Source organism: Pseudomonas sp. NPDC008258, from assembly GCF_042956345.1.
Classification (GTDB): domain Bacteria; phylum Pseudomonadota; class Gammaproteobacteria; order Pseudomonadales; family Pseudomonadaceae; genus Aquipseudomonas.
This window is the reverse complement of record NZ_JBIBGE010000074.1, coordinates 1-4,025: the sequence shown is the minus strand read 5'-3', so window position 1 is coordinate 4,025 and position 4,025 is coordinate 1. Positions and strand designations below refer to the sequence as shown.

Annotated in this window: 2 protein-coding genes and 1 pseudogene; 1 reads left to right on the top strand and 2 read right to left on the bottom strand. The window is 63.5% G+C overall.

Annotated elements, in window-relative coordinates; all coding sequences use genetic code 11:
• A pseudogene (locus tag ACFY9W_RS28990) lies at positions 1 to 174 on the top strand (acetolactate synthase large subunit); the annotation flags it as partial.
• Positions 175 to 363: 189 nt separating this feature from the next.
• Here the strand turns inward: ACFY9W_RS28990 and ACFY9W_RS28985 are convergent.
• Entirely contained in the window at positions 364 to 2,910 is a 2,547-nt protein-coding gene (locus ACFY9W_RS28985; RefSeq protein ID WP_391138269.1) for an HWE histidine kinase domain-containing protein, read from the bottom strand.
• Positions 2,911 to 3,099: 189 nt separating this feature from the next.
• On the bottom strand, positions 3,100 to 3,891 hold the full coding sequence (locus tag ACFY9W_RS28980; protein ID WP_391138266.1) for a LuxR C-terminal-related transcriptional regulator: 792 nt from the start codon (positions 3,889 to 3,891) through the stop codon (positions 3,100 to 3,102).
• Positions 3,892 to 4,025: the final 134 nt, after the last annotated feature.

Genomic DNA, 4,025 nt, shown 5'->3' with positions numbered 1-4,025 from the left:
GCCGAAGCCTACGGTGCCAACGGCCACCGCGTGGAAAGCGCCGAAGGCCTGCTGCCGCTGCTGGAACACTGCATCAAGACCCCGGGCGTGCACGTAATCGACTGCCCGGTCGATTACAGCGAAAACGACCGCATCCTCAACAGCGAACTGCGTGAGCGTGCGCTGGCGGTATAAGCCCTGACGCGACACAAGGCCGCTCCTGCAGGCACCCCTGTGGGAGCGGCCTTGTGCTGCTTGCGCCGGCCTCTTCGCGGGTGAACCCGCTCCAACAGGGTCAGTGCTTACCTCAAGGCACGCGCTGTACCTGTGGGAGCGGCTTCAGCCGCGAACACCGGCAAAGCCGGTGCCATCCACCCCGCCAGATCATGGTGCTGCCTTCAACAGGCCTTGCAAGGTCGCCAGGATAGCGTTGGCATCGTAAGGCTTACGTGTAACCGGAGCATGCTGCAGATGCTCGGGGATACTGATGCCGTCGCCATAACCCGTGGCAAACAGGAACGGGACCTTCCGCCGTACCAGTTCATCAGCCACCGAAATGGAAGTGCCGGTACCCAGGTTTACATCCAGTATCGCAGCGTCCGGTGTTCGCTCCGCTAGCAGCCGTATGGCTTCATCCTCAGAGCTGGCGGTGATCACGTCCTTGATCTGCGCGTCATTGAGAATCTGCTCCAGACCAACGGCGATCACCAACTGGTCTTCCAGTATCAGCACACACAAACCGCTACGGGCGGCAAAGGCATCCTCTGCATGGGCGATCGGCGCGACAACGCTGGCGGGCTCGGCTGTTTCGGCTACGGAAAGGTGTTTGGCCGGAATCCTGAACAACCCTTGCAGGCCTTCGGGGTGATACTCCACCGCGCTGGTACCACCAAGGTCGAACGGGATGCTGCGGTCGATCAGCACCGAGCCGAAGCCACGGCGGCTGGGCGGGCGCACTGTCGGCCCGCCGACTTCACCCCAGGTAATGGCGCAGGCACCGGCTGCATCGATGCCCCAGCCCACGGCAAGCTTGCCGCCGGGCCGCGACAGCGCGCCGTATTTTGCGGCATTGGTTGCCAGTTCATGCAGCACCAGGGCCATGACCGAATAGGCGCGGGCATCGAGCACCACGTTCGGGCCTTGCAATTCGATTACGCCGGCAGCGGTGCGGTAGGGTGAAAGCTCGGCCTCCAGCAGTTTGGCCAGGCGCCCGCCACCATCGCCGCGCACCACTTGGTCATGGGCGAGGGACAGCGCCTGGATGCGCCCCTTCAGTGTAGCCACGTAATCCTGCAGCGTCTGGCTTTCCGAGGTTGGGTGGGCCACCAGCGCGCCGATCAGCGAGAGAATGTTCTTGACCCGGTGGTTGAGCTCTTCATTCAGGATGCGCTGGCGCACTTCGGCCTTGGAGCGCTCGCTGGCCAACAACTCGCTGTTGTACAGCACCACCTCGACGATAGCGGTACGGATGGCATCGCCAAACTGACGGTCCTGCTCGGTCCATGGCAGCGACTGCTGGTGAACGGTTTCTTTCCAGATGGCGAAACTCTTGCGTGGCGTCAGGCGGTCGCCTAGCGCGCCGCTGCCGTAGGTCTTGTTCGGGTCGCCGGCCCAGTCGAGCGTCGCGACCACCTCCTTGCGGAAGAAGATCAGGTAATCCCTGGGGTGCTGCGACATGGGAATGATCAGTACGCCAGAGACGTCGGTGAAGTACGCCCGGGCTGCCGGTAGCACCATCGACAGGCGGTTGGACGCCCAGGTACGGCCTTCGCTGACCATGTCGGCCAGGCGCAGCAGGTCAGGCACCGCCGACTTCGGGGGGGCCAACCCGACGCAGGCCCAGCGGCCTTGCAACGACATGCCGATGCCGTCACAGGGGATCAGCGCCATCAGCCGCGGCAGGCGGGCGTGGAAGAAACCGTCGATGTCAGCGGCCTGGTTGGCGTCACGCAGCAAGCTGTCCAGCGCTTTGTGAACCTGCACGGCGGCTTCGAGCTTTTGCCGGCTGCGCAGGGTCTCGATATGCAGCGAGAAGAACTCGCCGAACATTTCCGCCGCTACCCGCTGGCCCATGGTCAACGTGCGCGGTGCATAGTGGTGGCAGGCGATCATGCCCCACAGCTCACCGTTGACGATCACCGAAATCGACATGGAGGCGCGCACACCCATGTTGCTCAGGTACTCGCAGTGGATGGGCGAGACGCTGCGCAGGTGCGCGTAGGAGAGGTCAAGTGGTTCGCCCGAGGGGTCGAGCACCGGGTCGATGGGCACTGTCTTGAACTGGGCGTCGGAGATCACCCGGATCGGGTTGCGCAGGTACAGCGCGCGGGCCTGCTGGGGGATGTCGGAAGCAGGGAAGTACTGGCCCATGAAGCTTTCCAGGTCGCTGCGCCTGGCTTCTGCGACCACCTTGCCGGCGCCATCCGCACCCAACTGGTAGATCATCACCCGGTCATAACCGAGTACGGCGCGGATGAACCGTGCGGCGTCGCGGAACAGCTTGCCGCTTTGGTCGATTTCGCGCAGCTGGGCAATCAGCGTGCGCGCCAGCTCGACAGGTTCGGCAATGCTGGCGCCGGCGGGCTCGAACTCGAGCATCGCCGTACCTTTGAACACGTGGGCGGCAATATCGAAAGCCTGGCCGTTGGGCAGCTTCACACCGTAGCTGAGCGCCGGGCGCGAGGCCTCCCGGGTGCGGGCCAGGGCATTACGCAGGGTATGGGCGACCTCGTCACCCAACACCGTCTGCAGCTTCTGGCCGTTGATGTCCCCGCTCAAGCCAAGCATGTACGCAACGTTGGCCGAATGACGCAGCACCACGGTCGCCGATGCGTCGCAGGCCAGCAGGCAGCCATGGGGCTGGATACTGCCGGGGATCTGGATCGGCTCGCGGTCGCAGTTGGTCAGGTTTACTTGGGAGTCGGAGGTCATTGGCCGGTGCCTGAGGAGAAAGGAAGGATTGCCCAGCACTTACGGTGGCGCAATCTTCGTCAGCCTAGCAGGCATCATGGCTGTGGGTATAGCTTGCAATCTGCCGGGCTGGCGCTTGCCCTGGCAGGAGCGGGTTCACCCGCGAAGCATGTAACCCGGTGACGTTTGTGCAGGCCCGGCCGGGCTGATTCAGGCTGACGGGCCATCCCCGCGTTCGTCGGTGAACCCCAACTCACGGATGAACATCGAAAACAGCTCCGGGTGCGACGAGATGTTCAGTTTTGCGTACAGGTGGCGCCGGTGCACCTTGATGGTCTCCGGTGAGATCCCCAGCCGTTGCGCCATGGCTTTTGACGAGTAGCCGCGCAGGATCAGCCGGGCAATTTCCAGTTCCCGCTCGGACAGCAGGCCCTGGCCGAACCTGGCCAGGGCATCGCCAACCGGGGGTTGTACAGGCAGCGATTGGCCGCTGCGTGCCCAGTGCTGCTGGAGCAGGGCCAGCACCCAGGCACTGGCCAGGTTCAGCTTGCCCAGCTCTGCTGTGTCAAAGGCGCGGCGCATGCCCAGCGACAGCGACAGCACACCTGAGGGAAGCTGCAGCAGGAACTGCACTTCGTCTACCAGCACATGGTCCTGGAAGTAGTTCTGGTAGTAGTCGGTTTGCCAGAAATGGTCCGGGGCCACGTCTTCGAGGTGGTAGCAACCGTTGGCCAGGCCTTCGCGAGCAGCCTGGTAGAACGGGTCGAGCAAGTACAAACCATCAAGGTACAACTCACCGGCGGCAGGCGCCGGGGCGGCGTCGTATTCCTCCAGCACAAGCGGTGCGCCCTGGGCCGGGAAGTGTATCGCCAAGGCGTTGTCGAACGGCACCCAATGGCGCAGCACCAGGATCAGCTGGCGCCAGAAGCGCGGGCTGCCAATGTGCTCGATTGCCCGGGCCAGTGCGGTGTGGCTGGCAACTTCATGAAAGAGAATGTCCACGACAGCATCCTTACAGAGACTAGGGCAAGCAGGGCCGCGTTGCGGCCCATCGCCGGCAAGCCAGCTTGTATGGTTAGACTTGAAGGGAGGAGGAGGGACAAAGCCAGCTTCTGACTGTTAGCGCAGTACAGACC